Genomic DNA, 22935 nt, shown 5'->3' with positions numbered 1-22935 from the left:
TCATAAGGTTTCTGTATTTTTGCAATCTATGAAACTCACGTTAGGTAAAAATCAAAAGTTAAAAAGCAGAAAAGCCATTGGTCAATTGTTTACGGAGGGAAAATCAATCAAAGAATTTCCTATAAAAATGATTTACCTACCTGTAGATGAACATCAACAGCAAGGAGTTACTCGAGTTGCTTTTTCTGTACCTAAAAGAAATTTTAAGCTAGCTGTAGATAGAAATCGTATCAAAAGGTTAATGCGAGAAGCTTACCGTTTGCAGCAGCACGATTTTTTGCAAAATATATCTACAACTTATCATATTATGTTTATTTACATGGGCAACAAAAAACCAACTTACGAGCAAGTTGCTTATAAGTTAAAAAAACTCTTCCTAAAGTTTAATTCTTTGTAGATCGCTTTCCTTTTTAAATAAAGTTCTTAACTTTCCTTAGTATGGAAAAACAAGAAAAATTATTAGCTCAAAAATCAAAAAGAGCTATAGAGACCATGTATATCACCATGTTACACTTATTTAACAAAGGAGATTACAAACCAATGGGTATGAGTGGTGAGCCCTTAAGAAATGCTTTGTTGGCTTTGGCTCCAGAAATATATGGTTCTATTGCGCATTCTAAAAAATTTGAATTGCAAGGCTTGTTGTATGTTTTAGATCGGTTGCCTGTGGGTATAGAAGCATGTCGATTTGTAAATTTAACAGCAACGGAAGGTTTGTACAAAACGCACTTCGAAAAAATTGTACCTCCTAAAAGAAGACGAAACTGTTACCGAATAGACAAAGACCATATGAATATAGAAATTACTCGTGGTCGTTCGGATGTGTACGATGTATTAACGCATCTTACCTTTATGTACTTAGAGTCTCATAAACTGTTGAATAAAATGTATGTGGGGGGTAAGAATGAAATCTCCTACGAATGGCAAAAACTAGAAAACTTGGTGCTAAGCGAAGAAGAAATATCTTTAGATGAACGCGAAGTTTTGTTTGTATACTTGTCCAATATACTAAGTCGTTCTTTTGATGAAATAAGAGACGTGTATCAAAAATTAGCTACAGATGCATTTCAAGATCGATTTTTTCACATCATTTATTGGTTAGGAAAACTAGCTTCTAACGAAAAATACGACAACGAGTATCGACTGATTCGTTTTAGTGACGAGCTCATCAACCAAATTGGGCAACATGTGTACGGAAATATTTGGGCAAAAAACATAAAGGATGTGCTTAATGAAAACGACTTGTTGCAAAGACCTATACATATTATTAGCTCTAATATGCATTCGGTTATGAATACCTTGTATGCCCAAAAAGCATTAAATTATCAAGAAGAAGATGTTTTTGCATTGTACAAAAAACTCAGCAATCCATCAACACAAAAAGAACGCCAAAAGGTATTAAATTATGCCTTAAAAAATGGGATGATTGTAGTAGATGATACATCAGGAGCTAATATAGATGTACAGATTATAGATACTCAGTTTTTGGTAACAAAAGAACAAGCCCCCGTGTTGGTAGTGATGGATTATGCATTTGGTGAGCAGGCATTTGAAACTATGGATGAATTGCTAAAACCATATTTGTACGGAACAGAAAAAGCTTGTCCGCTAAACGTACATTCTATTTCTATTATGGGAAAAGCAGGAATTCTGTGCGGAGACAAAGGAGATATTATGATCCCTACAGCACATATTTTAGAAGGAACGGCAGATAATTATTTTTTTGAAAATGAATTGACAGAAAATGATTTCAAAAAACTAAATTTATCCACTTTTACAGGAAATATGATTACTGTTTTGGGAACATCGTTGCAAAATAAATTTATTTTAAATTATTTTAAAAATACAACGTGGAACTCTATTGGTTTAGAAATGGAAGGAGCACATTATCAAAAAGCCATTCAAATAGCATCACAGGTACGAAATCATATTTCTAAAAAAGTAAAAGTTAGGTATGCATATTATGCATCAGACAATCCATTGCATTCTGGTAGTACATTGGCTTCGGGAGGTTTGGGGATGAAAGGAGTTATACCAACATATGCTATTACAGAAGCAATTTTAAATCAGATTTTTAACCGATAGTTAGGTGCATGATCAAGCGGATTTTTGATATTCTTTTTTCACTTTTTATCACCCTTACTATTTTGGTGTGGTTGGTTCCGTTAGTAGCTTTCCTAATTGTAATTACAACAGCAGAACGTCCTTTTTTCTTTCAAGAACGTGTGGGTAAAAACGGAAAATTGTTTTACATCTATAAGTTTAGGAGCATGAAAGGAATTCCTCCAGTAAACGATCCTTTGTTATCAAAAGAAGAGACCAATAGAATTACCAAAATGGGATATTTTTTGCGCAAGTATCGTATTGATGAATTTCCACAATTTATAAACGTGTTGGTTGGCGATATGAGTATTGTAGGGCCAAGACCTGAAAGGCAAGAGTTCTTAAACAATATTGTGAGAGAAATGCCCAATTATGCCGAATTGCAAAAAATAAAACCAGGAATTACTTCTTTGGGACAAATTCGTTTTGGTTATGCAGATACCTTTGCACAAATGAAAATTAGAGCCCGTTACGATTTAGTTTATTTAGATAACCTATCTTTGTGGACGGATATTAAAATTATATTATTCACAATTCTTGTGGTTATCAAGGGAAAAGGTAAATAAAACATGAACATTCTTATTTTAGGTTCTGGAGGAAGAGAACACGCATTTGCAAAAAAATTATCTGAAAGTAAAAAGTTAAGCAAGTTATACGTTGCTCCTGGAAATGCAGGAACAGCAAAAATAGCCAACAACATAGACATTGATCCGTTAGATTTTAAAGCGGTAAAAAAAGCAACTTTAGAACATAAAATAGAAATGGTAGTGGTAGGACCCGAAGCCCCTTTAGTTGCAGGGGTTCACGATTATTTTTTGGCAGATGAGGAGTTGAAAAACATTCCTGTAATAGGTCCTAAAAAAGATGGAGCAGAGTTAGAGGGTTCTAAAGAATTTTCTAAAAAATTTATGTTTAAACACGGAGTGCCAACGGCTAAATACGAATCGTTTACCAAAAATACGGTGGCAGAGGGACAAGCATTTTTAGAAACACTAAAACCACCATTTGTATTAAAAGCAGACGGACTAGCAGCGGGTAAAGGAGTTTTAATTATAGAAGATTTAGAAGAAGCAAAAGCTGAGTTGGCAGACATGTTAACGAACGAAAAGTTTGGAGCTGCTTCATCAAAAGTTGTAATTGAAGAGTATTTAGACGGAATAGAGCTGTCTGTATTTGTGTTAACAGATGGTAAAGGATACAAAATTTTACCTTCTGCCAAAGATTATAAAAGAATTGGAGAAGGAGATACAGGGCTAAATACGGGTGGAATGGGAGCTATTTCTCCTGTGCCTTTTGCCGATGAAGAATTTATTAAAAAAGTAGAAGAACGCGTAGTAAAACCTACGGTAGATGGTTTGCAAAAAGATGGAATTGATTACCGAGGATTTATTTTTATCGGTTTAATGAACATTGATGGAGACCCATTTGTAATAGAGTACAACGTGCGTATGGGGGATCCTGAAACAGAAGTTGTGTTGCCTAGAATTACATCAGACTTATTAGATTTGTTTCAAGGGGTAGCTACCCAAACTATAGAAGAAAAGTCTTACTTAGTAGATGCTAGAACTGCTACAACAGTTGTTGTGGTTTCTGGAGGATATCCTGAAGCTTACGAAAAAGGAAAAGAGATTACAGGTACAGAAAATGAGCAAAATTCTATTGTGTATCATGCAGGAACGGTGCTAAAAGATAATAAGGTGTTAACTTCTGGGGGCCGTGTATTGGCAGTAACTTCTTTTGGAGAAAATATTCCTGATGCATTAAAAAAATCGTACAATACCATAAGTCAAATTTCTTTTGATAAAATGAACTACAGAAAAGACATTGGTTTTGATTTGGTAGATTAAGGTAATACAATTAACAAAAGATTGTTTTTTAGATAAAAAAGAGAGTCCTAGGCAGATTTTTTCTTATTTTTCAAAAAAAAATTGAAATGAGAAATGCGATAATCTGTCTAGGATTTTTCTTTATACATTTATGTGCTATTGCCCAAGAAGAGTATTCATTATCCCTAGACAAAAGGCTTTTTGATGAACGAAAATTTTCTACAAGTTCTATAGACAATCCTCTTTCTCTGCATTTTAAAAAATATCTAAGTGATGATTTGCTAGCAAACTATCGTTGGAAAGATTCAAATCAACCTTATTTATTCGCTTCTTTTGAAATTGATAAAAACTTAAAAATAAACAATTTTGCACTGCATGGTCATCGTTATAACAAATCCATAGAAAATAAAATTAAAAAAGCTTTTTTGGAATACGATCTGTCAAAAATTAAAATTCAGAATCACCAAACATCCAACCAGTATAGTTTCATTGTATTGCAAAGGATTCAGGGAAAAACGGTTGTAAAGTGTAGCGATTTTTTTGCTCAGAAAAGCCCTTTGGTTCTTCAGGGTTGTCAGTATAACAACTCGTATCAAGAAATTTGTGATTGCAATAAAAGCGTTATCAAGCATAGGATAAACGAAGCTATCGATAAAAAAAAGCTGAGTGTAGATTACTTAGAAAACGATGCTGAATATGAGCTTACGTTGTTGTATGGAGTAGATAAAAAATTAAAATATTTTGTTCATACAGCAAAGCATAATTCTTACATAGACAGTATGATTCAAGTAGGTTTAGCACAAGTTCCTGAAGTAAAACAAGTGGGTGCGGTAAACGGAATCCCTTATTATTTTAAAGAGACTGTAAGTTTTAAACCTAGTAAGCTTGTGTTTTCAAGAGAAAAACCTTTAGGATTTAATGTTTTAAATTATAAGGAAACTCAGAAAACAAAGGAAAAAAAGAAAGAGCAAACAGATCCTTGTTTAGATTTTGAGTTAAACGCATTGCTGTCTAAAAATATAGATCCAAAATTTTTATTAGGTAAGTTGGGTGAGGAAGAGAAAAAAAATAGAACGTATTCTTATAAAAAAACAATGTTGTATGCTTCTATTAAAAGACTTCATACCAATTCTGGATTGGTGGTAACCACCAATATAACTGATGATGATCTTGATAAACAATTGACAAAAATCCTAAACAAGGATCTTAAATTGGTAAGCAAATTATTAGGAAACCGAAATAAATTTTTATTAGGAACAGCATATCAAAAAAAGGGTGCGTTAAAGTATGTAAGTTTTATATCTAGATCTACAGTAGCAGTAAAAAAAGAGTCTAAAAAAAAGATAGATGTATCTACTTTAAAATCAACAAGACCTTATACCTACACAGAAAATACAAAACTAAAAAAATGGCTGCAATCTAACTTAGATGTAGAATATTGGACAGATTCAGTTCAGGATCATTACCTGAACAAGCCTTATGAGTTAAAAAGCTTGATGTGTTACTTTGATTTGTCTAAAAAGAACAAAATGTATGTTGTTCGTACCAATTGTTCTAGTGAACGATGGAATTACAAATTGTCTAAAATAATTAAAAAAATAGATCCTGCTCTATTTAACTTAGACACTTTAAATCATCAGCTGAATTATCATGTAAATTTGGGTAAAATGATTTTAAAAAATAACAAAATTGAAAAAATATACATCAGCCCTAATACACGTATTTCTTATGTATCAGCTCCTTTATTAGAAGGATACAAATACAAAGGTTATACTTCTACCATGAATGACTTTAAGAATTATTGTCACAAAACACTTAAAAAAATTACAGACGGAGCCATTCCAGTAAAAGATGTTAAAGATCGAGAAACATTTATAAAAATAGAAGTAGAAACATCTAAGGATGGATTTGTGAAAGTAAAAAGAATTATAGTTCCTAAAAGTTTCTTTATAGAAGATCGAAAAAAATATATTAATAAAATTGTAGGAAAGTTAGATCAACCTTATCGTATTAATGGAAAAGATAAAAACTACAATTATACGTTGTCTATTTATTTGCAAAAGTCCATTAAACAAACATTTAGAGAAGGAAGAGACCCTAATAAATTTGATGCAAGTCCAGATTTTAGTTACTAACAATTCCCTCTTTTCCTAACTGCTTTAGCATTCGTAATGCACCTGGCTTAATGGTATTTTTTTCAAACACATATTTTTTGTCGTACATGCTATTACCAATAAAAAAGGTGGTGTTAAAAAAGTTGGTTAGTTTAAATAAATCGGGTTGGATGAGCTCTACCTTAGCATAAGATTTGGCAGGTAAGGTGTGGATGGTTTTACGCATCACAGAAGTTTCTATAAATTTGTCTTCATCATAGCCTTTTGATACAATAATCACCGTTTCTAGATCCTCGTCTCTATCGTTGATTAAATATACATTCCAATCATCACATTGAAATTCTTCATTGTACTCTTTTACAACAGCCATAAATACGTTTTCTACTTGCGGAATTTGAATGTCTTTTTTCATATAGAATCTACTCTAGGTTCAGGTTGCTAATCGTAGACAAAAATAGCAATTTGTATAGTGATAATCCTAACAATTAAGGTTTAGAAATATGCGGAAGTAAACCGTGTATTTTGTGTAACAATTCTTTAATTTCTTCGGTATTAGTAACAGCATAATTAGGTTTGGCAGTACTTTGTCTTTCAACAAATTCCAAATCAATTTGTTTTTTGCTGATAGCGTTTTCTTGATGTATTTGACTTAGTAAAGTCTTAACGGCTTGTTTACCTATTTCTAAAAAATTTTGTTTTACTGTGGTTAGTGGGGGGGGGTAATAAGCACTGTCTGGAGTATCGTCAAAACCTGTAACGGACAAATGTACGGGTACATCAATCTGCTGTTCTGCACAAGCTCTTAAAGCACCTAGTGCCATTTGGTCACTAGCTACCAACAATGCAGAAAATTTTTTAGGATGTTGCAACATTTTAAGCGTTTCTGTATAACCACTTTCTGCAGTCCAATTTCCTTCTGCTTGTACAATAATTTGTTGTTTTGCTTTTTTGATTTCTTCTTCCCAAGTAGTTTTACGCTGTTTTGCTGCCCAAGAGTTTTGAGGCCCATTTAACAAACCAAAGTGTTGATGTCCTTGTGCTAATAAATGTTGTACTACTTGTTGTGCCCCTTGTTGATGATTGGATGAAATTTGCGAAACAGCTGTGTCTGTGGGTACATCTATAAACAAAAAAGAAATTTGCGGATGTTTGGTAACCAAAGTTTCAGCCATTTTTTTAGAAACGCCCAAGTTGATGACAATGCCCGCTACTTGTTGTGATCGTAACTCTCTAATGGCTTCTTCTAGATTTTCTTCTTGCTGTTCTACCACGGTAAGGGCAATGCTATAATTTTGATTTTTACTTTCCAAACGAACTCCTTCTACAATGTTCATGGCACCCTCCATAGACATTTTTAAAGTAATAATGCCTAAAACTTTTACTTGTTTCTGAACCAACAACTGTGCTCCTTTATTAGGTACATATCCCAAAGTATCTATGGCCTCTTGTACTTTTTTTAGGGTGTTAGGATCTACACCTTTCCCACCATTGGTAACTCTAGATACTGTTTGTGTAGAAACGCCAGCCAATGCGGCTACATCTTTAAAAGTGACTTTTTTATTCATCATGATTCAGTTCTTACAAATATAAGGGCATTTTTAGGGATTTGGAATGGTGGTATAAAAAAATCTACTCCCTTTACAGAAAAGGGAGTAGACTAAAAAAAATAAATAGAGGAAGTAACAGATTATAGTTTTACAACAAATCCTCCACCAGGAGCCATGTGTAGGGTAATATAATCAGTTATATGTTCGGTAGTTTTCTTAAAATCAACTCCGTTGTTATCTGCATTAATTCCGTCTTTGTAAATAATTGCTTGCCCACTTTTACCTGTTATTTCTTTTACATTAATGGTAATATTTCTAGCATCCCAGTTGTTCAATCCGCCAATGTACCAAGTGTCTCCACTTCTACGAGCGGTAATAATGTATTCACCCATTTTTCCATCAATGGTTTTGCTCTCATCCCAAACGGTTGGAATAGAAGCGATAAATTCCGTACTCACAGGGTTTTTTTCATAATTGGTAGGCGTATCACACAACATGTTTAAAGGCGAAAAGAAAATAACATACTCTGCTAATTGATGCATACGTGTTCCTTGACTCATCGGTTTAGAAAAGTTTGGATAGTATTGTGTTTCTACTTGGTTGGTAATGGTGTTCAAAGATTTTACAGCATTGTTCATAGCTCCTTGTGTATAATCAACAGGTCCAGAGATCATACGTAAGTAGGGCATGGTAACATCGTAAGTTACCTGATCACAGGTTTGTGGTTGCCATTTCATTTGTTCCAAACCATGTACACCTTCAAAATTCAAAATATTTGGGTAGGTTCTTTGTAATCCAGCCGGTTTGTAAGTTCCGTGTAGATCCACCAATAAGCGGTACTTTGCACACATTTTGGCCACGCGCTCGTTAAAATGTACCAATTCTTGGTCGTCTCCATTCATAAAATCGACCTTAAAACCTTTAACTCCCATTTTGCTATAATGTTCACAAACTTTTTGCATGTCTTTGTCAAATGCATAGTAGCCTGCCCACAAAATAATGCCTACATTTCTTTTTTTCCCATAGGCTATGAGTTCTTCCAAGTCAATTTCTGGTACCACTTGCATTAAATCGTATACTTTATTTACGGACCATCCTTCGTCTAAAATCACGTATTCAATCCCATTTTTAGAAGCAAAATCGATGTAGTATTTGTAGGTTTGGTTGTTAATTCCAGCCTTAAAGTCCACGCCTTCTAAGTTCCAGTTGTTCCACCAGTCCCAAGCCACTTTTCCAGGTTGAATCCAGCTGGTGTCTCCAATCACATTTTCTTCTGCCAATAAGTAAGACATGTCTGTATTGGCAAGTTCCACGTCGTTGCGTGTAACAATGGCAGTTCTCCATGGAAAACTCCTTTTTTGATTGACTTTGGCAATGTATTCATGACGAGATTTTACGGTAACTTGCAAATTGTTGTAGCCTGAGTGTTCTTCTACTTCATTACGCAAGGGAGCAAAAAAAGCACTTAAAGTGTTTTCCTTTTCTGTAGTTTGCATATACATTCCAGGATAGTTTCTTAAGTCGCTCTCTGTAATTGTTACTCGTTTTCCTTTGGGTGCAGCTACAGTCAATGGTAAAAACATCAAACGCTCTTTGTCCAGTTCTGATATTTTTAAACGCGTATACGTGTTTTCAAAAGCCTGTGACAATTGGTGTTCCAAATCACCAGGACTATATACATAGGGAACCGTTGCTTGTGCATCGTTTACAAATTCGTAGTCTGCTATTTCATTTTTAATTTCAAATTTTCCTTTTTTATGACTTATAAATCTATAAGCTATGCCATCATTATAGGCTCTAAATTCCAAACTCCAGTCTCCCTCAAAATCAATAAGAACTTGATTGTATGCTTCCGTTATTTTTTTGCTTTTATAAAAAGGTGTACTGATTGTCTTGTTTACCGAATTTCTGCGAATTTCTTTCACTCTTGGATGTGCACCCCAAATAGTTCCGTCCGATATACGGAGGGCTATTTTTGAGGGAGCCAATACCAAAACTTCATCTTGAGTAATGGAGTAGCGAATGTCTTTTTCTAAGTTGATTTGTGCGTATGTTGTTCCATCAGGAGACGTAACAACTATTTTTTGTGTTTCAGTTGCCATAGCGGTTGATGTTATCAAGATCAAACTAAGTACAAGTTTATAGAATGTTGTTTTTTTCATGACGTTATATTTTAATAGTGTTTGTTTCATTTTTTTATTACCACCAAATTTCAAACTGCAATCCAAACGTAAAGCCTTTTGTGTTGTTTCCGTAAGGAGCGTTGGTAGGTGTGGTTCCTAATTGTCCCAACAAATCGTTGCTCCAAAAAGCATAGGTAATTAACGGACGTAGTACAGGTCGGTTGTAAAAGCCTTTCTTTAGGGAAAGCTCTGGAGTAAAGGAAATCCGTTGTAAATTTCCTTCTGTATTGACCTGTTCGTTGTAGATGTATTCCGTACTGAATTCTAGGCTGAGTTTAAAATAGTCATTTATATAATACATCCCTCTAGCTCCTACGGTCAACCAATACATATTGTTTCCCAAATGGTCTAGATATTCTCTGTTGCCGTTTTGATATTGATAAGGCTGCGTACCAAAATTTTTAAATACACTCATCAAAATAGCATTCAGAGCAAAACGATCAAAATCATCGTATAAAAAGTTGTTGTTTATTTCCAGAGCATAAGCCTTTGTCAAATCATACTGAACAAGAGTACTGTTCGATGGATTTTCTTTTTGAGACATTCCTGTCCAATGGTGTTGAGCTACATTAGCACCCTGTCTAAACAAAACGGCAAACGTATTGCTGATGTTGTTTTTCTCAGTATCTATCCAAGCAAAAGTACCATAGCCATGACGGTTTTTATAGGCTAAGGTTTGATTTTGAGCTCTTAACGAATAGTTAACCGCTAAGTTGATGGAACTGATTTTGGTAATAGGTACGTGTACCCATCGTGCATCAAACGTAAAAGCTTTTAGCACACTTTGGTTTTGATTGATGTAAGAGGTTACCGCTTTGTCCTCAAAAGCCCAAGCTCCAAATTTTAGATCTTCTTTACCTTTGTGGGTGATGATGTTTTCAATTCCCAGTCCCCACCCTGTTTGTGCAGGGTTCATCCATTGTTTGTCCAACAAGTGAATGGCTTGTCGGTGGTAATAACGTTTTCCTATCCATAGAATTTCCTTGTTTCCTAATAAATTGTTTCCGCGAACATAGAGTTGGGCAGTTTTGTCAAACTGCATTCCGTTTTTACTGCCAAAGGCTTCGTAAAAGGAGGTCATCCAAACAAGGTCGATGGATTTGCTTTTATCAAGATTCAAATAACGTGTGTAATCAAACTCTAATTCTCCGTAGGTATCCGCCTGATTTCCTAAGCTAAATTTATTCAAAGCCCCAGGCATTTCAAAGTGAGCTTGTGTTGCTCCGCCTTCGCTTTGTCCCATTCCTGTGCGGATGTATCCTGAAGTACCAAAGTAATTAAAGTTGTCTTCAATTAATTTCTGACCATAAGAAGCCTCTAAGCATATCATTGAAATACTTAGGACTAGCAACAAAAGTCGTGTGTGGGATGATCTTAACATTGATTTTAGATAACTTGATGTAAAAACTATTAAATGTTTACGCAAACATACAGATAAATAATGGTTTTTAAGTTATTATGTTCGTTTGTTTTGTTTTTGAAAATAATAAAAAGTGTAAAATGCAGTAAATTCGTTAGCTGTGTGAGAATTTTAAGAATCTGATATTTTGGAAATAGGAGTGGTTAAACACTAAAAAAGAATCTTTATTTAAAGGATAAAAACAAAACCAACTGCAAGTTTTATACCTGCAGTTGGTTTTAAATTTGAAAATCAGTTATTTATTTTATTCTTCGTAAATAAACAACGTACCACCACAACTTTGAAGTTTTGTAGTGTTATTTTCGATTTGTAGCTGTACATAATCAAGCTCACAGCGAATTTTAACTCCCTTGTTATCAAGAGTTTGAATCCAGAGTTTTTCTGGTAGTTGATTTTGTGTTTTTAGTCCCCATTTAGAAACCATGTCTTGTGTTAGTTTTTTAAACGGAATGTGTAACGTATCTTGATGGTAGATGATGTTTAAACTTTTGTTAGTTCGTTCTATACCAATGTCTGTATTAGCTGTGTGAATGGTTTGTGCTTGGGTGTTTTTGTGAAACGTAAAGTTGTATAAGTACGTTGCTCCGTTGGTCTTTGTCAGTCTGTCTTTTTTACTGCGGTAATAGTAGTATTTTTGTGATGAATTGCGAGTGTAAATTTTACGATACTCCAATCCCATACTTTGCATATATATTTTGGCTTCGTTCGGAAATCTCGATTTGTTTTTTTCTTGACTTACAAGGTATAGGCTGTCTAAGTTTTGTGTAAACCAAGGGCGAATTTTTTCCATACCGTGATAATCGTCCAAATAATCTAAGATAGATTTTACTTGATTTTGAATGGAATCGGGGAGGGTTTTGGGTTTATGATTAGGATTTTTAAACTCCCATTTTGGCAGTTTAGAAACATCCCAAACGACTTCATTGTTTATTTTTCCGTTTGTTAATATTCCTTGTTTTTTTAACAGTTTTTCTAGTCTATCAACCTGAGAGGTTTCGCTAACAGCAAACATACTCCAGGTTCCAAAAGAACTCGCTAACAGTAAAATTGATAATGATATGGGAATGAATTTGATATTGTCTTTTTGAAACAAAAAATAAACACAAACCAAAACAATCCATAGCGCTAAGGTATAAGAAGCATAACGTTTGATGGTAATTCCGTAAGCACTTACTCTTACCTGAATGGCTAGAATCATCATGATTGATAGGGGTAAGAGCAGTATGTAAAAAACTTTGGTGAATTTAGCAATCCATGAATTTTCTTTGATTTTTGCATAAGGATACAATAATAAAACAGTAAAGAAGCCCAAAATAGATACGCCTGAAACCAAATAGGTAATCCATCCTTTAGGCCAGCTTTGAAGTAGCGTAATTTTAAAACCATAGGCATACAATATTACCAAGTACAATAGCAACAATGAAAGCAATACGTACTGTGAAAATATTTTTAAGCCTTTTGGATATTCCGTAACAGCTTCTAGTGCATTTAGATTTTTGGGAACTCCAGCCACAAAAAACCATGTGTTAAACAATCCAATAATTACAATAAAAGTTTCAAAATACAGTTCAGAATTTATGTCAACCTGAAACAGACTATCAACAGCAGCATAGGCAATGGATATACCAATATACAATACTAGCGAGTACAGCACAGCGGTGCACAAACGCAGAAACAAACTTTTGTTGTAGTTCCAAAAACCGTTAAGATGTTTGTTTTTAAGATATGGTACATAGGCTACTAATAAATGTACAATAGCGTTGTATATGCCGTAGCGAATGTAAGAAATATGGAGGTTATGACTTTCTAAAGAATTAGGTAAAGATAAATAGATACCTACCAATAGAACTGTGGCAAAACCTTGTGTTAAATAATTAAACGTGTTGGACTTTTGTTGTTGTTCTATAAAAATAGTGGTGCAAAAATACAAAGGGACTCCTAAAGCAAAAGTCAATAGAGCATTGATATAACTTAATTCTATTGCCAAAGTGTCTTGATATGCTACCAAATACAAAGCAATTAGTACTCCGCAAAAAGCTGATGCAATTACCCAGGGAAAACGAAATAAAGATGTTTTAGCCCGATGTACTACATGAGAAAAAGAAAATTTCATAGTATTTTTTTTGCTAAAGCTAACAAAAAAAGAGAAAAATAGAGCTTGTGTCTTTAAATATAAAAAAACGACCCCAAATAAGGAGTCGTATATATATATGCTTAGTTAATGCTTTTAAACTGTTCCAAAAAGCGAACATCATTTTCGTAGAACATACGAATATCTGGAATTTGATACAGCAACATGGCAATACGTTCTATTCCCATTCCAAAAGCGTAACCACTGTATTTTGTAGGATCTATATTAGCGTTTTTTAATACGTTAGGATCTACCATTCCGCATCCCATAATTTCTAACCAACCTGTTCCTTTGGTAATTTTATAGTCGGTTTCGGTTTCTAATCCCCAGTAAATATCCACTTCTGCACTAGGTTCGGTAAAAGGAAAATAAGAAGGGCGTAAGCGAATTTTAGATTTTCCGAACATTTCCTTGGTAAAGTACAACAAAGTCTGTTTTAAGTCTGCAAAAGAAACGTCTGTGTCTATGTACAAACCTTCTACCTGATGAAAGATACAATGTGCACGTGCCGAAATGTCTTCGTTTCTAAACACACGTCCCGGAGATAAGGTTCTTATAGGCGGTTCGTTGTTTTCCATATATCTTGTTTGTACTGATGAGGTGTGAGTACGCAACAAAATATCGGGATTTTGCTCTATAAAAAACGTATCCTGCATGTCTCTTGCCGGATGGTATTCTGGCAAATTTAAGGCAGTAAAGTTGTGCCAATCGTCTTCAATTTCTGGGCCTTCAGATACAGTAAAACCAATTCTAGAAAACACATCAATAATTTGATTACGTACGATAGAAATTGGATGGCGAGAACCAATTTTTAAAGGCTCTCCCGGACGGGTCAAGTCGTTTAATGCCGTTCCTGAAAGTGCAGCTTCTTCTAAAGAACTACGCAAGTCGTTAATTTTATTTTCGGCGGTATTTTTAAAGGTATTTAGCGCTTGTCCAAATTCTTTTTTCTGATCGTTTGCTACATTTTTAAACTCAGCAAAAAGATCATTCAAAATTCCCTTTTTTCCTAAATACTTAATTCTAAACGCTTCTAGTTCCTCTTTACTAGTGGTGTTAAAATTACTTACTTCTCCAATTAGCTCATTTACTTTATCTAACATAATCGTTATTCAGAAATTAGACTGCAAATTTAAGTAAACTATTTCTATTGTTCCCTTTATTTTTGGTCGACTTTCTCGGGCTTTTTCCATCCTTTAAATTCCCGAATCCATGGAGCATGATAAAAATAATCCCAGGGTGTATTAGCCAAATCAACCGTAGGGTCTATAAATTCTTGCAAAGGTCTTCCGTTAAGTCGTTTTTTGCTGATGGCGTAAACCTGTATTAGACTTCCTTTTTGGCTTGCTTCTTTTTTTAAGTATTGAGCGTACTGCCAAATAACGTCGGGATGTGTGCTAATCAAATGCTTTTGTTTAGCGGTAAGTATTTTAGGTCTGTGGTAGTAGGTGCTGTCTTTGGTAATGTTGTGAATTTTATAATACAAAGTACCCGAAGCCGAGCGAAGCATCATTCGCCAACTCATTTTGTGTCCTTCCTCAGTCCAATAGGCATTTCCTTGAATGCAGTGCTGTCTTAAAGGTAAAAATAGTTGCAACACTACGTAAGTAGAAATGGCAAGCAGGTAGTTAGGTTTGATAGCAGCAGGTTCTTGGCTTGTTTGATAAAATCCTTTTTTAGGCAAAAACCATTGTTGCACTTTACGGCCATCAAAAAAGAATAAAGCAAATGACAGACTTAGATATGGAAAAACACCTACTTGAAACACAATAGAGTTAAAACTGTGAAAGAAAATAGAAATGAAAAAAGCTACTTTTCTAGTTTGTTTATAAGCCAAGGCTGGAATAATTAACAAATCGAACAGTAAACCACCGTAAGCAATGCCCATGTAAAACCATGTTTTGGTAAAATATTTACCTATAAGTGGAAAATTTGCTTTGTCTGTTAGTACTATTTTGGGAAACGTACCGTCTATCCAGTCGGGATACATTTTGGCAATAGCACCAAATACATACACGCAGCTAATTTGAAACACCAATAAAAAAGAAACCCATTGGGGCATGTGTGCGCTTGTGTCTACTCGTTGCGTTCGTACATCTAAAGAAGCATAGCGGTTGGCGGGCATAAAACACATTAAAAAACACAACAGTATCATTAAGTAATAATGGTTATTGTACGATATTTTATGAACAAGATAACAGTACGTCCATAAAATTGTATAGCTAATAATTGCTAGTCTATAATAATATCCCAAGAGAACTAGTAAGCCTAAAAAACCCATCAACCCGTATAAAAAGTACATGCCGTTGCCATCTAACGGTTGCAACCACTCGAACGCAATAAACGAAAAATGGAGGCTAGGTTGTACAAACGTAGTGTCAATCCAGCCTGTAAATATAGAGCCCCAAGCTTCTAACATTAAAATGGTTCCAAAAATAATACGGAAAACAATTAAAGGGGTGTTGTCTACGTTTTTAAAAAAGAATTTCATGGCAATTCGTAAGATTGATTAAGATGTACACACTACACAAATATATTTCTATATTTATAATAAAAACAAAAAACAGATGGATAAAAGAGTTCAAGATTTTATGGATAACGTAAAGGTACGTAATGGTGACGAACCTGAATTTTTACAAGCAGTGCAAGAGGTAGCCGAAACGGTAATTCCGTATGTATGCGAGCATGATATTTATTTTGGGAAAAACATTTTGTTGCGTATGGTAGAGCCAGAGAGAGTAGTGTCTTTTCGTGTGTGTTGGGTAGATGATGATGGAGAAATTCAAATCAACAGGGGGTATCGAGTACAAATGAACTCGGCTATTGGGCCATACAAAGGAGGACTGCGTTTTCATCCTACAGTAAACCAGAGTATTTTAAAGTTTTTGGCTTTTGAGCAGGTGTTTAAAAATTCCTTAACTACTTTGCCTATGGGTGGAGGTAAAGGAGGTTCAGATTTTGACCCTAAAGGAAAATCAGACGATGAAATTATGCGTTTTTGTCATGCATTTATGTCCGAGTTGTTTAGGCACATAGGACATGATACCGATGTGCCTGCAGGAGATATAGGAGTAGGAGCAAGAGAAGTAGGGTATTTGTTTGGGATGTATAAAAAATTAAGAAATGAGTTTACAGGTGTATTAACAGGAAAAGGATTGTCTTGGGGAGGATCACAAATAAGACCTGAAGCAACAGGATATGGAGCAGTATATTTTGCCAAAGCCATGCTAGAAACCAAACAAGAAACTTTGTCTGAAAAAACAGTAGTAATTTCTGGTTCTGGAAACGTAGCTCAATACGCTGCTGAAAAATGCATTCAGTTAGGGGCTAAAGTAGTAACGCTATCAGATTCCTCTGGGTATATTTTTGATGAAGAAGGAATCAGTCAAGAAAAACTAGAGTTTGTTAAAGAGTTAAAAAATCAAAAAAGAGGAAGAATTTCAGAGTACGTAGAAAAATATCCATCTGCTGTGTACCATCAGGGAGAAAAACCTTGGAGCGAAAGTTGCGAAGTTGCCTTTCCTTGTGCTACACAAAACGAGTTGAACGGAGAGGAAGCACAAACATTGGTAAACAATGGTTGTATTTGTGTAAGCGAAGGAGCCAATATGCCCTGTACTATAGAGGCTATGGAAGCGTTTCACAAAGCTAAAATTTTCTATGCACCTGGTAAAGCATCCAATGCGGGAGGAGTGGCAACTTCTGGTTTAGAAATGACTCAAAATGCATTGCGTTACAAATGGACTCGTGTAGAAGTAGATAAAAAGCTACAAGAAATTATGACAGATATACATGAGGCTTGTGTAGAATATGGAACTGAAGACGATGGCTATGTAAATTATGTAAAAGGAGCCAATATTGCTGGTTTTGTAAAAGTAGCCGATGCAATGCTTGCACAAGGTGTTATTTAACTTTTTTGATTTTTAAAGTTGTAATATAAGGTTCTCTATGAATTGAATAAATGAATAGAGAACCATTTGTATTTAGATCAAAATCATATGTATCTTTTTTTAATGCTATTCCTAAATAATTTTATGAGTAGAATTAAAATAATATATATTATGATTAAAAAACTATCTTTTTTATTTGCGATGTCAGCATCGTTGTTGGGCTTTAGTCAAACAGCAGACACCAACACTATTACCAAATCGACTACTGCTACAGACGAATTGGTAATTTCTACCAATGGTTTCTTTTTAAACAAATTACCTGGTGGCGGGTACGAACCTGCTACTTTAACCATTACAAGTGTGTCTGATTTTAGAACGGACGGAGCAGGAAATGAACCTACCCATGCAAAAATTTGGTTGCCTATTAAAAATCCAGGAGCTACCGGAAATGCTTTTGTGATTACAGGAGGGTTGTCAGATGCAAACACCACCAGTACTTCATTAGATGCTAACCCAAATGACGGTAACAGTTTAACTGTTAGAACTCGTACATGGGTGTTAAGTCAGCTAAATATTGGTGACGAAAGCTTGATTGCTGTAGGTACAGGTTATTCGCTAAGAGTAAGTGGTGGTGGACCTTTAACGATTGATAAATTTTCAAACACAGATATAGAAGTTGTACCAGCTTATTATCCACCAAATTACATATCTATTACCAACGAACAAACGGCTTTTGCAAGTGTAACTAGAGGGGAAACATTTACGATGAGTTTTAACTATACTGCAAACACCAACATTACAGGTCTAAACTACCGTATTTTATTAGTACATCCTGCAGGTGCAGACCCTGTGGCAGATCCTTATACCAATGCAACCATTTCTAATGTTACAGCAGATGATATTGTGGTAAGTGGAACAGAAGAAAACCAATCGGGTACTATTACGTTTACCTTTCCTGAGGAAGAAGTACTAAACGGATTGAATGTTGGAACTACGGCAGACAATGGGTCTGGAGTGCACAAATTAAACGGAGACGACTATTACGGAATGCAAAAGTGGAATGGTTCTGGTTGGGACTGGATTTCTTATAGTTTAGAATTTCCTGTAATTAATGATGCAACTTTGTCTACAGGAAACTTTAGCAAAGCAGGAATCTCTATTACTCAAAACTTTAAAAATGGAACTCTTCAGATTTCTGATGTTTCTGATATAGAAACAATCTTTATAAAAAACGTTTTGGGACAAACTGTAAAAACCTTTAGAGCACAAAAAAGCATCAACATTTCGTCCTTGCCTTCGGGAGTTTATTTTATCCAAACCAACAACGGATTAAGACAGAAAATTGTACATCAATAAAAATTGATGGAATAGAAACAAAAAAGGTCGATAGAAAAAAATCTATCGGCCTTTTTGTATACTATTTGTTTGTGTATTTATTTAAGCTTTGTCTAAAGTAAAGTAAAAAGTAGAACCACTACCTACCACACTTTTTACATCAATAGTTTGTTCGTGGGCTTCTACAATGTGTTTTACAATTGCCAATCCTAAACCAGAACCTCCTTGGTCTCTAGACCTACTTTTGTCTACACGATAAAAACGTTCGAACAATCTAGGAATGTTGTCTTTGTCTATTCCTTCTCCATTATCTTTTACTTTAACTAAAATCTTTTCATCATCTACGTACTCTATAGAAACCACTGTTGTGCCTCCTATTTTTCCATATTTGATGGAGTTCATTACCAAATTAATCAATACCTGTTCTATTTTAGACTCGTCAGCCATTACAAACTCGGGGATGTCATAAAACTTGTCTAAGGTTAGTTTGATGTTTCTTTTTTTAGCCTGCATTTCTAACAAATCAAACACTTTTTGCACTACTTTTATAATGTTAAAAGTGTCTATGTTTAGCTTTAAATCATTGGTTTCTAGCTTGGTGATTAAGTCCAAATCATCAACAATTTCGCTTAAACGTTCTATGGCTGCATTGGCTCTTTTTAGGTATTTGTCTCTAATTTCTCTGTCTTCGGCAGCTCCTTCTATTAAGGTTAGTAAATATCCTTGCACGGTAAACAGTGGTGTTTTTATTTCGTGAGCCACATTTCCTAAAAAGTCTCTGCGATAGTTTTCTCGATAGTTTAACTTATTAATCTCTCGCTTTTTCTTGTATGTATATTTTAAGATGTCGCGAGCCAAAAAATCAAACTCATCTGCGTTGATATTTATGTTAGAAATTCGCTTTTTTTTTAGTGTATTTACCTGTTTGTATATTTTTCCTATTCGGTAGTTAATGTATGTTTCTACCCCGTTGTTAATTATCAAGCTTAGCAAAATAAACAAAGCCAAAGACAAAAGTAACAAGGCTTGTATGTGTACGGTAGTTTTGGTAGCTGCCATGTAAATTAAAATACTAACATCTATACAAAGCGTTAGTACAAAAGAAATGGCAATAGAAAAAATAAAAAAATTTTTAATTTTCATGTAAAATAAACTTATAGCCAACTCCCTTTACGGTTTTAAAGTAGTTGTCTCCTATTTTTTCTCTTAGTTTTCTAATGTGTACATCTATAGTTCTGTCTCCTACAACCACATCGCTCCCCCATACTTTTTTCATTATAGATTCACGATTAAACACCTTTCCTGGTTTAGAGGTTAGCAAAGAAAACAATTCAAACTCTTTTCTTGGCAATACTATTTTTTCACCGTCTTTTACAATTAGGTATTCGTCTCGATCTATAATAATTCCTCCCAAGTCTGTGCTATTGGTTTTAGCCCCATCGTCCTTTAATCTTCTTAACAAAGATTTTACTTTGCTAGTTAACAATTTAGGTTTAATGGGTTTGGTAATGTAGTCGTCTGCCCCCGCATCAAAACCAGCTACTTGACTGTAGTCTTCGCCACGAGCGGTAAAAAAGGAGATAATAACATCTTTTAAGTCTGAAATTTCTCTAATTTTTTCACAAGCTTCTACACCGTCCATTTCTGGCATCATTACATCTAGTAATATCAAATGAGGTTGTACTTTTTTTGCCTGATCTACAGCTTCTATACCATTGCTAGCTGTGTAAATATCATAGCCTTCTTTTTTAAGATTGTATCCTACAATTTCCAAAATATCTGGTTCGTCATCAACCAAAAGAATCTTAATCTGATTAGTTTCCATTTCTAGTTTTTCGTTATAGTGTGGCCAAATTTAATGTTTTCTAAATATACAAAAGTGTTTTTAACAAACATTTAATGATTACAAAGTGTTAAAGTAACAAACGAGCAATTTAACGTTAATATAACGCAAACGTAATGCTTACTTAGGCTCTAAAAATGATTTTATACAGAATTTTGCCTGACTTTAAAACAAACATATCATTGATAATGAGAAATTTATTATTTACTCTTTTTGCCCTAATGACCGCAGTAGTTTTTGCGCAGTCTAAGGGAACTGTATCGGGAATGGTACAAGACAAAGAAATGAATTTAGAACCACTTCCTTTTGTAAGTATTTATGTGCAGGGAAACCCTACCATAGGAACCACTACAGATTTTGATGGAGTGTACCAACTAAACTTAAAACCAGGAAACTACACTTTGGTGTACGAGTTTCAGGGGTATAAAAAAGAAACCAAAGCCGTTACCGTAAAAGCCAAAGGTAAACAAACGGTAAATGTAGTAATGCAATCACAGGCTGATGCGTTGGATGCGGTTGTGTTAAACGTGGTAACAAACAAAGAAAGTGAGGCTGCTTTGTTAGCTGTACAAAAAGAGAAAGTTGAAATTATAGAAAGTATTGGAGCGGAACAATTATCTAAAGCAGGTGTTTCTGATGCAGCTTCGGCTACAGCTAAAATTTCAGGAGTACAAAAAAATGAGGCCTCTGGAGATGTATATATAAGAGGATTGGGTGATCGTTATTTATTTACAACCATGAACGGATTGCCAATACCTTCAGACGATATTGAAAAGAAAAATATCAATTTGAATTTGTTTCCTACTTCAATTATTCAAAATGTAGGGATTTCTAAAACTTATAGTACTTCTTCTTATGCAGATCAATCTTCTGGACATGTTGATATCACATCTAAAGAATATTCTAAAAATGCTAAAGGAATAAAAATTGGAGTAGGTACTGGTATCAATTCAAATGTTGTAGGCGTTTTTGGAGAATTCAAAGCAACCCAAAATATTAATAATGTAACATTTGGGTATCATAATTCAGATTTAAACCCTGGTCAAGCTTTATTCAGTCAAAGCTGGAATACGGCTAGTCAGTCTCTTCCTATAGATTATAGCTTATCATTAGCAGGAGGTTACAAATTTGAAGTAAATGATAATCATGATTTGATGGCTATAATTTCATTGTCTCATTCTAGATCTTACGATTACTATGAGGGAATGTTTGCACAGTATAGAGGAAATTCTCTTAATAATGATTTCCCTTTTGTAGAAGAATTTAATACTTCTATAAATACAACAGGCTTGATAGATTTAAAGTATGATTTTGGAAAAGATCATAGTATAAAGTTGACTAATCTATACATAAACAAATTATCTGATAATGTTTATGAGCAAGGTGGTGATGGTTTTGGTTTTGTTTTTGATCAACAACCAGTTGAATATGGAGCATTTGTAAGAGACCAAAATACTAAACAAACACAAATATTGGTAAATCAGTTATTGGGTAGCCATACATTTGATGATAGAAATAAATTTAATTGGGCAGCGGGTATAAACAATGTGCAAGCAGATGAGCCTAATCGTATAAGAAACGAGGTTAATTTCGGGACAGCAGCAAATAATGTGGCTTTTGGAAGTCGTGTGTTGAATGACGGAGTTGTGAAATATGCATATGTTGGAGGATTTCAACAACGTAAATCAAGCCAAGAGATTGAGGATTTTGAATACAATGCTTTGCTAAATTTTGAGCATGTTTTGGTTGAGAAAGAAGGAAAGCGTATTCGTTTTAACATAGGAGGAAACTACAGAAATAGAACCAGAGATTTTAGATCTAAGTTTGATGGATTGATTGTTACGACAGATGGTAATGATAATAACTTTAGTGTTTCTGATATTAATAATTTAACTGAGGGATTAACGCAGGAAAATATTAATAGAGGTTACTTAAGATACAATAATCAGAATCCCGATACTTACAAGGCTGAATTAGATATTATAGCAGGATATTTAAATACAGACATGAAATTTGGTGTGTTAACTGTTGGGCTAGGTGTAAGATATGAGCAAGATGTGATTGATATGGTAGAGTGGAATGTAAATAATTACTTTTTAGAAGATGAAAATGGAGACGAGATTACTAGCTTATCTAATACATATGATAATATTTTACCAAGTTTTAATATGAAATACGAATTAAACGATCAACATTCCTTAAGACTTGCAGGTAGTAAAACGATTACTTTACCAGAATTTAAGGAGTTGGCACCTTTTAACTATGTATCTCCTACAGGTAGGGTAACTAGAGGTAACCCTGAATTGATAGCATCTACTAACTACAATGTAGATTTTAAATGGGAATTTTTCCCAACTAAAGAAGAATTAATTTCTGCAACTGTGTTTTATAAATTGATTCAAGACCCAATCAACCGTTCTTTAACAAGAGGATCTTCAGGATATTTTACTTACAGTAATACGGGAGACAAAGCAAATGTTTATGGTATAGAGCTTGAGGGGAAAAAAGAAGTTTACGAAACAGAAACTTTTGGTAAGCTTGAT

At 34.3% G+C, this 22935-nt stretch carries 17 protein-coding genes; 8 read left to right on the top strand and 9 right to left on the bottom strand.

Features of this window, described 5'->3' with window-relative positions:
• Positions 1-28 precede the first annotated feature (28 nt).
• From rnpA to FS85_RS0109860, 5 genes are all read left to right on the top strand, one after another.
• Positions 29-397 (top strand): ribonuclease P protein component, encoded by a 369-nt coding sequence (gene rnpA, locus FS85_RS0109880; RefSeq protein WP_029489391.1) that lies wholly within the window; start codon positions 29-31, stop codon positions 395-397.
• Between the two features lie 41 nt (positions 398-438).
• Complete coding sequence (locus FS85_RS0109875; RefSeq protein ID WP_010136081.1) at positions 439-2085, top strand: DUF6909 family protein; 1647 nt, start codon at positions 439-441, stop codon at positions 2083-2085.
• An 8-nt stretch (positions 2086-2093) separates the two neighbouring features.
• Positions 2094-2669 carry a sugar transferase gene (locus FS85_RS15470; RefSeq protein ID WP_010136080.1) on the top strand — a complete coding sequence of 192 codons (576 nt, stop codon included), beginning with the start codon at positions 2094-2096 and terminating at the stop codon, positions 2667-2669.
• Between the two features lie 3 nt (positions 2670-2672).
• Complete coding sequence (gene purD / locus FS85_RS0109865; protein ID WP_010136079.1) at positions 2673-3950, top strand: phosphoribosylamine--glycine ligase; 1278 nt, start codon at positions 2673-2675, stop codon at positions 3948-3950.
• 86 nt (positions 3951-4036) lie between these two features.
• Positions 4037-6064 carry a hypothetical protein gene (locus tag FS85_RS0109860; RefSeq protein WP_010136077.1) on the top strand — a complete coding sequence of 676 codons (2028 nt, stop codon included), beginning with the start codon at positions 4037-4039 and terminating at the stop codon, positions 6062-6064.
• Here FS85_RS0109860 and FS85_RS0109855 read toward each other — a convergent pair.
• The 7 genes from FS85_RS0109855 to FS85_RS0109825 form a co-directional block, all read right to left on the bottom strand.
• Positions 6054-6455, bottom strand: a complete 402-nt coding sequence (locus FS85_RS0109855; RefSeq protein ID WP_010136076.1) for a hypothetical protein — start codon at positions 6453-6455, stop codon at positions 6054-6056. The genes FS85_RS0109860 and FS85_RS0109855 overlap by 11 nt on opposite strands.
• 73 nt (positions 6456-6528) lie before the next feature.
• The gene (locus FS85_RS0109850; protein ID WP_083823639.1) at positions 6529-7611 is read right to left on the bottom strand and encodes a LacI family DNA-binding transcriptional regulator; all 1083 of its coding nucleotides are present in this window, start codon (positions 7609-7611) and stop codon (positions 6529-6531) included.
• A 119-nt stretch (positions 7612-7730) separates the two neighbouring features.
• Complete coding sequence (locus tag FS85_RS0109845) at positions 7731-9752, bottom strand: glycoside hydrolase family 97 protein (protein WP_010136074.1); 2022 nt, start codon at positions 9750-9752, stop codon at positions 7731-7733.
• Positions 9753-9789: 37 nt separating this feature from the next.
• Positions 9790-11154, bottom strand: coding sequence for a carbohydrate porin (locus tag FS85_RS0109840; protein ID WP_083823638.1), 1365 nt, complete (start codon positions 11152-11154; stop codon positions 9790-9792).
• Between the two features lie 283 nt (positions 11155-11437).
• The gene (locus FS85_RS16145) at positions 11438-13306 is read right to left on the bottom strand and encodes a DUF4153 domain-containing protein (protein ID WP_010136072.1); all 1869 of its coding nucleotides are present in this window, start codon (positions 13304-13306) and stop codon (positions 11438-11440) included.
• Positions 13307-13407: 101 nt separating this feature from the next.
• Entirely contained in the window at positions 13408-14427 is a 1020-nt protein-coding gene (gene pheS / locus FS85_RS0109830; protein ID WP_010136071.1) for a phenylalanine--tRNA ligase subunit alpha, read from the bottom strand.
• 56 nt (positions 14428-14483) lie between these two features.
• Entirely contained in the window at positions 14484-15815 is a 1332-nt protein-coding gene (locus tag FS85_RS0109825) for an HTTM domain-containing protein (protein ID WP_010136070.1), read from the bottom strand.
• Positions 15816-15891: 76 nt separating this feature from the next.
• On the opposite strand from FS85_RS0109825, the gene gdhA reads away from it, so the two are divergent.
• Positions 15892-17235, top strand: coding sequence for an NADP-specific glutamate dehydrogenase (gdhA, locus tag FS85_RS0109820; RefSeq protein WP_010136068.1), 1344 nt, complete (start codon positions 15892-15894; stop codon positions 17233-17235).
• Positions 17236-17385: 150 nt separating this feature from the next.
• A complete protein-coding gene (locus FS85_RS0109815; protein ID WP_010136066.1) occupies positions 17386-18570 on the top strand; it encodes a T9SS type A sorting domain-containing protein in 1185 nt (394 codons plus the stop codon).
• Between the two features lie 81 nt (positions 18571-18651).
• Here the strand turns inward: FS85_RS0109815 and FS85_RS0109810 are convergent, their stop codons facing one another.
• Together FS85_RS0109810 and FS85_RS0109805 are read right to left on the bottom strand one after the other, a co-directional pair.
• Positions 18652-19692 (bottom strand): sensor histidine kinase, encoded by a 1041-nt coding sequence (locus FS85_RS0109810; RefSeq protein WP_029489389.1) that lies wholly within the window; start codon positions 19690-19692, stop codon positions 18652-18654.
• A complete protein-coding gene (locus FS85_RS0109805; protein WP_010136063.1) occupies positions 19682-20374 on the bottom strand; it encodes a response regulator transcription factor in 693 nt (230 codons plus the stop codon). The genes FS85_RS0109810 and FS85_RS0109805 overlap by 11 nt, the downstream gene beginning before the upstream one ends.
• A 206-nt stretch (positions 20375-20580) precedes the next feature.
• Here FS85_RS0109805 and FS85_RS0109800 point away from each other — a divergent pair.
• The coding region (locus FS85_RS0109800) for a TonB-dependent receptor (protein WP_010136062.1) at positions 20581-22935 on the top strand (2355 nt) is incomplete at its 3' end.

This window comes from Ochrovirga pacifica, assembly GCF_000220525.1.
GTDB classification, from domain to species: domain Bacteria; phylum Bacteroidota; class Bacteroidia; order Flavobacteriales; family Flavobacteriaceae; genus Ochrovirga; species Ochrovirga pacifica.
Note: the sequence above shows the minus strand (reverse complement) of the source record. Positions and strands in the feature narration are given on the sequence as shown.